Origin of the sequence: Achromobacter sp., from assembly GCF_036567245.1 — a bacterium.
Lineage (GTDB): Bacteria > Pseudomonadota > Gammaproteobacteria > Burkholderiales > Burkholderiaceae_B > Achromobacter.
The window spans coordinates 1-6,015 of record NZ_DATCUY010000248.1; the positions used below are offsets into that span (position 1 = coordinate 1).

At 68.3% G+C, this 6,015-nt stretch carries 6 protein-coding genes; 5 read left to right on the top strand and 1 reads right to left on the bottom strand.

Annotation, left to right across the window (positions count from 1 at the left end; all coding sequences use genetic code 11):
• The 5 genes from VIR09_RS11050 to VIR09_RS11070 all read left to right on the top strand — a co-directional run.
• Positions 1-612: SDR family NAD(P)-dependent oxidoreductase (locus VIR09_RS11050; protein ID WP_332012914.1), on the top strand; the 612-nt coding region annotated here is incomplete at its 5' end.
• A 9-nt stretch (positions 613-621) separates the two neighbouring features.
• A complete protein-coding gene (locus VIR09_RS11055) occupies positions 622-1,350 on the top strand; it encodes an SDR family NAD(P)-dependent oxidoreductase (protein ID WP_332012915.1) in 729 nt (242 codons plus the stop codon).
• Positions 1,351-1,355: 5 nt separating this feature from the next.
• Entirely contained in the window at positions 1,356-3,062 is a 1,707-nt protein-coding gene (locus VIR09_RS11060; RefSeq protein ID WP_332012916.1) for an FAD-dependent oxidoreductase, read from the top strand.
• Between the two features lie 25 nt (positions 3,063-3,087).
• Entirely contained in the window at positions 3,088-3,687 is a 600-nt protein-coding gene (locus VIR09_RS11065; protein ID WP_332012917.1) for a glutathione S-transferase, read from the top strand.
• Positions 3,688-3,892: 205 nt separating this feature from the next.
• A complete protein-coding gene (locus tag VIR09_RS11070; protein ID WP_332012918.1) occupies positions 3,893-4,399 on the top strand; it encodes a hypothetical protein in 507 nt (168 codons plus the stop codon).
• Positions 4,400-4,453: 54 nt separating this feature from the next.
• Here VIR09_RS11070 and VIR09_RS11075 read toward each other — a convergent pair whose 3' ends face one another.
• Positions 4,454-5,794, bottom strand: a complete 1,341-nt coding sequence (locus tag VIR09_RS11075) for a DUF3100 domain-containing protein (protein WP_332012919.1) — start codon at positions 5,792-5,794, stop codon at positions 4,454-4,456.
• Positions 5,795-6,015 lie beyond the last annotated feature (221 nt).

The window sequence follows — 6,015 nt, forward strand, 5'->3', positions numbered from 1 at the left end:
CAGGCCATCCGCGACGCGGGCGGCAAGGCCGCGGACGCGGTGCTGGACGTGACCGATGCCACCGCGGTCCGCGCCTTTGCGGAGCGGTCCGCCACCGAATACGGCAATCTGGACATCCTGGTCAACAACGCCGGCATCTCCGCCCGCGCGTCCTTCGACGATCCGCAGACGCCCCAGATCTGGGAACGCGTGATGAGCGTGAACCTGCAGGGCACCTTCAACGTCACGCACGCCTTCGTCGAGCAGCTGAAGGCCACGCGCGGCGCCATCGTCAACCTGTGCTCCATCGTGGCCTACGGCTGCAGCATTTCCACCGCGGGCTACGTGGTGTCCAAGGGCGGCGTGCGCTCGTTCACCGAGGTACTGGCGCGCGATCTGGCGCCGCATGGCGTGCGCGTGAACGCGGTGGCGCCCGGCCTGATGGAAACTGAGATGACCGCGGGGCAGCGCTCGCTGGCCCAGGGCACCGACTGGTACATGCAGCGCGCCCCCATGGCGCGCGCCGGCCGGGCCGACGAGATCGTCGGACCGGTTCTATTCCTGGCCTCGGACATGGCCAGCTACGTGAACGGCGTGGTGCTGCCCGTGGACGGCGGCTATCTGGCCGTATAGGAAAAAATCATGAATCTGGGCACGGCATTGGTCACGGGCGGCGCAAGCGGCATGGGCCTGGCGATCGTGGAGCGGCTGGCGCGCGACGGCTTTCGCGTCGTACTGGCCGACCGCAACGCGGCACTGGCCGCCAAGGAGGCGCAGGCGTTACAGGCGCAAGGACTGGACGTGGAGCACCGCGTGGTGGACCTGACGGACGAGGCCGCCACCCGCGCGCTGGCGCGTTCGCTTGCGCCGCTGGCCGCACTGGTCAACAACGCGGGGCTGTTCGACGAGCGCAAGTTCTTCGAGGTCGACAGCGCCGACTACCGCCGCGCCTTCGACGTCAACCTGCTGGCGGTGGCGACCCTGACGCAGGAAGCCGCGCGCGACATGGCGCCGGGCGCCAAGATCGTCAACATCGCGTCTCGCGCCTACCTGGGCGCGAAGAACCACCCGCACTACGTGGCCTCGAAGGCGGCCCTGGTCGGCTACACGCGCGCCTCGGCCATGGAGCTCGCCGCGCGCGGCATCCTGGTCAACGCCATCGCCCCCGGCCTCATCGACACGCCGCTCTTGCGCAACCTCACGCCCGAACGCCTGGCGGCCCAACTGGCCCTGCAGCCAACCGGCCGCGCAGGCCAGCCGCAAGACATCGCCAATGCCGTGTCCTTCCTGGCCGCGCCGCACATGGACTTCATCAACGGCCAGGTCATCTTCGTGGACGGCGGCAAATCGCTGGGCGGCTCGGGAGCATAGGCAGCATGGAAGGCATCACTTGGGACAAGGAAGTCGACGCGCTGGTCGTCGGCTCGGGCGCGGGCGGCATGGCCGCCGCGCTGACGGCGCGCGAAGAAGGCCTGGACGTGCTGCTGGTGGAAAAAACCGGCCGCATCGGCGGCTCCACCGCGATCTCCGGCGGCGCGCTGTGGATACCGCTGAACGCGCAGACGGAAGCCGCCGGCCATCCGGACAGCTTCGACAAGGTATGGACCTATCTGGAACAGACCGTGGGCGCAGCCGCCCCGGACGACATGAAGCGCGCCTACCTGGAAGCCGGCCCGCGCATGATGGACTACCTGGCGTCGCGCGGCATCCTGGACGTAGCCGCGCGCACCGCGTCGCCCGATTACTACCCCGATCTGCCCGGCGCCGCGATGGGCGGCCGCTCGCTGGATCCGCTGGAGTTCGACGGCCGCAAGCTCGGCCGCGACTTCCGTACGCTGCGCGATCCGCTGAAGGAATTCACGGTGCTCGGCGGCATGATGGTCAACATCACCGACGTGCGCCATCTGCTGCGCGCCATGCGCTCATTCGCGGCCTGGCGCCACAGCATGAAGCTGGTGTTGCGCTATGCCGCCGACCGCGCGCGCGGCTATCACCGCGGCACCCGCCTGTTGCTGGGCAATGCGCTGGCCGCGCAGCTGTTCCACGGCCTGCTGGCCCGCAGGATCGAGTACTGGCTGGACACGCCGGCGCTGGCGCTGCACCGCGATGCAAGCGGCCGCGTGCTGGGCGCCGCCGTCACGCGCGGCGGCAAGACGCTGAACATCCGTGCGCGGCGCGGCGTGGTGATGGCCACGGGCGGCTTTCCCTGGGATCCAGAGCGCCGCGCGCAGACCTATCCCCAGCCCACCGGCCTCTGGTCCATGTCGCCGCGGGACAATACGGGCGACGGCATCCGCCTGTCGGAAACTGCCGGCGCCGCACTCGGCACGGGTCACGCCAGCCCCGCGTTCTGGGCGCCGGTATCCGTCCTGGAATCCGCGGACGGCAAGCGCCTGTATTACCCGCACCTGGTGTGGGACCGGGCCAAGCCGGGCCTCATCGCGGTCAACGGCGCGGGCCAGCGTTTCGTGAACGAATCGGCTTCGTACCATGAGTTCGTGCAGGCCATGTACCGCAGCAACAGCACGGCGCCCAGCGTTCCCGCTTTCCTGATCTGCGACCAGCGCTTCATCGACACCTGGGGCCTGGGCCTGGCGCTGCCGGGCGGAAGACCGCGCCAGCATCTGATCGATGCGGGCTACTTGATGCAAGCGGCCAACCTGGCGGCGCTGGCGGCCCGGCTGGGCGTACCCGGCGGTGCGCTGCAGGCCACGGTGGAACGCTACAACGCCGACGCGGCCCAGGGCCAGGATCGGGACTTCGGCAAGGGATCGACCGCCTACAACCGCTACCTGGGTGATCCGGAGCATGGACCCAATCCCTGCCTCGCGCCGCTGGCAGCGGGCCCCTATTACGCGGTCAAGGTCTATCCCGGCGACATCGGCACGGCCTGCGGCATCGCCGCCAACCCGCAAGCCCAGGCGCTGGACGCCGCGGGCGCGCCCATCCCCGGCCTCTACGTGGCCGGCAACGACATGCAGTCCGTGATGGGCGGCGCCTATCCAGGCCCAGGCATCACGCTCGGTCCCGCCCTGACTTTCGGCTGGATCGCTGGACAACATCTGGCCCATGCACAACACTGACGCCTCTCCACCGACAAGGATATCCATGAAAATCTTCTACTCGCCCGCTTCGCCCTTCGTGCGCAAGTGCATGGTCATCGCCCACGAGCTTGGCCTGGCCGACCGCATCGAGAAGCTGCCCAGCGCGGCCGGCCCCGTCGCGCGCGACCAGAGCATCATCCCCAGCAATCCGCTGGGCCAGGTGCCGACCTTCATCACCGACGATGGCCAGGCGCTGTACGACAGCCGCGTGGTCTGCGAATACCTGAACGACCTGGGCGGCGGCGCGCTGTTCCCCGCCGGCAAGGATCGCTGGCAGGTACTGACAGAGCAATCGATGGCCGACGGCATGCTGGGCGCGGCACTGCTGGCCCGCTATGAAACCGTGTTGCGTCCCGAAGCGCTGCGCTGGGACGGCTGGGTCGAGGGCCAGTTGGGCAAGGTTCGCGACGGCCTCGCCCTGGTGGAGAAGAGTGCCGCCTCGCTGAACGGCCGTCTCGACATCGGTACCATCACTATCGGGTGCGCACTGGGCTATCTGGATTTCCGCTTCCCCGACCTGGATTGGCGCGCCGGACACCCGGCCACCGCCGCCTGGTACGAAACATTCAGCCAACGCCCGTCCATGCTGGCGACGAAACCCTGATCCGGTTTGGGCAGGCGCAGGGCCGGGAGAACCCGCCGGGCTCCCTGGCCATCACCTGCCCTGGGTACGGCGCGGCCCGCGGGCCGCGTCGCTAGGGCCCCTGACATGGTCAGGGGCCTTTTTTTCGCCACGATCTCCCCCACCTGTTACAGTGAAATCGCCAGACGGGCCAATCCGCCGGCCTGTCACCAGAAAGGGGCCCAGCATGAACGTCGCTGCGATCTCTGCCATCCACCGGACCGATGCGCCCTACCCCGCGCGCTCCGCCGCGCTGGACGCCACGCGCGCATTCCCCGAAACCGAACGCGTCGCTCATGTCCAGGCAGCCCGGGCCGCGGCCGCCGGGCACGCGGCGCATGCCGTCCGCGAACGCGACAGCCTGCCGCTGCCGCTGACCTCCTTCGACGCCTCCCATGCCGACACGCTGCGCGACCTGCACGCGGAATCGCGCATGCGCCGCGCGCTCGAGGAGTTCACCGCGCAGCCCGACCCCGTGGTCCAGCGCGCCGGCTCCGCCAACGACCTGGGCACCATCGAAGGCCTGATGCCGCTGCAGGCCTACCGTGTCGCCATGGGCAACCCGCAGGTCCAGGAACTGCAGGCCGCGGTGGCCATGAAGGCGGCGGGCCTGGGCATACCCAAGGTCGCCAATATCGGCGCTACCGAGAATGTCACGGACAACGCGCGCTATCGGCCGGGCTACACGCCCTGATAAAAAAAACGCCTGACTCGTCAGGCGTTTTTTCCATCCGGAACCAGGCACCAATCAGTGGAAGAATTCCGCGATCATCGTCGCACCCAGAAAGGTACCCGCATTGGCGGCCAGGGACACCACCACGATCTTCCAGCCCAGCTTGCGGAAGGCAGGCAGGTCCTTGAGGATGGACAGGCCGGCCATGGCCAGGATCACGGTCGTGAACGGCAGGAAGTTGACCTTGCCGACCATGGCGATGATCTGGTCCGAGTACGGCAGCACGCCGGGGCAGCCGGCGGTCATGGCGATCAGCGACAGCACGAACACGGCCGGCAGCTTGGGCACCACGCGCAGCACCAGATCGGTAATGACGACCAGCAGGATGATGATGCCCATGCCCGGCAGGGCGTCGGCGAACGGCACGTTGTAGCCCAGGCGGTTGCCCACCAGCGCGAACAGGCCACAGATGACGTAGGCGGTCAGGCGGTCGCCGAAACCCATCTTGACGCCATGCGCCGGCGTTTCCTGCGCGTCGCCGTCGTCGGCAACAGTGGCGGTCTCGGCCTTGCCGCGCGAGTAGCGACCCAGCACGGGTTCCAGCTTGCCGTACAGGAAGATGGTGGTCGGCAGCGAGATGAACAAGGTGAAGTACACGCCCACCACGGTGGTCAGCAGGTTGGCGGCGGCGGCCAGCGCGGCCACCTGGTGCGCGACTTCGGGCGTCTGCTGGGAGGCGATCGCCCCTACGCCGGCAGCCATCATGCTGCCCGAGCCCACGCCGGCGCCCATGGCGAGCGAACGCGGATCGAAGATGTTCAGGCTGGTGATGAAGCCGGCCATCAGCGCCACGAACAACGCGCCGATCACGGTGCCGGTGATGTACTCGGCCATCACGCCGCGGCCTTCCGGCGAGTTCATGCCGTAGCGCTCGCCGATGATGGCCAGACTGGGCTCGCGGCCCACCGAGAAGGTGGCGCCAATGGCTTCGCGCTTGATGCCCAGCAGCAAGGCCAGCGGCAGGCCGATGGCCATGGTGCCGAAGAAGTGGCCGAACTCCTGGAACACCAGGGCCCAGCCGGCTTCGCGCACCTGCGGCAAGGCGCCGCCCACCATCAGGCCCAGCTTGGCCAGGAAGGGCAGCAGCGCATATTGCAGATAGCCGCTGATGCGGGTCTGCATGGCGGTATCGATACCCAGGCCGGCGGGCAGGCGCTGGCCGAAGGCGGCGACAATGGCGCCGATGAAGATGGCCCACAGCATCGGCTGCAGGATGATCTTGCCCGGGCCGACATTGAAGGCGACGCTGCCGATCGCCTCGGAAATGACAACCACCAGCAAGATGGCGGCAAGCATGCGGATGCGCCCGGATAGCGGCATGGAGGGCGCGGCCAGGCTGGCGCTGGCGTGTGACATCGGATTCCCCTGATGAACGTGAATAGTCGTCTTGGCGGCTGCCCGCGGGCCGGAAAGGCCGGCGGCGAACGCGGAAGGGCCGATTTTCGCCGGGGGGCCGGCGTGCAAACCATGACAGGACAGGCGCATTAGCGTTGCGTAAAATGCAACACAACAGCCCTTCCAGGGAAAATTTTGCACGATCCGGCCACGATTAAGGGTAAACCCTAGCAATCGCCTGT